Origin of the sequence: Novosphingobium umbonatum (assembly GCF_004005905.1) — a bacterium.
Lineage (GTDB): Bacteria > Pseudomonadota > Alphaproteobacteria > Sphingomonadales > Sphingomonadaceae > Novosphingobium > Novosphingobium umbonatum.
The window spans coordinates 1-536 of record NZ_SACO01000052.1 but is presented as its reverse complement, the minus strand read 5'-3'; the positions used below and the strand labels follow the sequence as shown (position 1 = coordinate 536).

At 52.1% G+C, this 536-nt stretch carries 1 protein-coding gene; it reads left to right on the top strand.

Annotation, left to right across the window (positions count from 1 at the left end):
• Positions 1–132 precede the first annotated feature (132 nt).
• A partial coding sequence (locus tag EOE18_RS18230; protein WP_164852819.1) for a recombinase family protein occupies positions 133–536 on the top strand: 404 nt, incomplete at its 3' end.

Genomic DNA, 536 nt, shown 5'->3' with positions numbered 1-536 from the left:
AAACCTGTCCCCAAATGGGACCCCCCTTGTCAAAGTCGACCTAAGTGATTCATGGTCGACCTTGGCTGCGGAAGCGGATCTAATTGACCGCTGGTTCGGCGCCGAAATTTCCAAGCTGTTTGGAGACGCCCTTTGACCACCCAATATATTGGTAAACGCGTGGCAATCTATGCGCGAGTTTCAACTCGCCGTCAGGCCGATAATGACTTGTCCGTGCCCGATCAAATTGACCATGGTGAACGGTGGGCAGCGGAGCGGGGTGCCACTGTGGTCGCAACTTTCACCGACGCCGGTGCCAGTGCCACCAATGACAATCGACCAGAATTCCAAAAGATGTTGGCGATGGCCATGGCGGAAGACCGCCCACTTGATATTATTCTCGTCCATTCTTTGTCGCGATTGTTCAGAAATGCTATGCATTTCTTTCAGTACAAAGGGCAACTTCACCGCTTCAAGGTGAAAATTGTCTCAATCACGCAAGCGTTTGGCGATGACCCTGCATCCGACCTCGCTATTGGCATGTTGTCGCTGTTTGA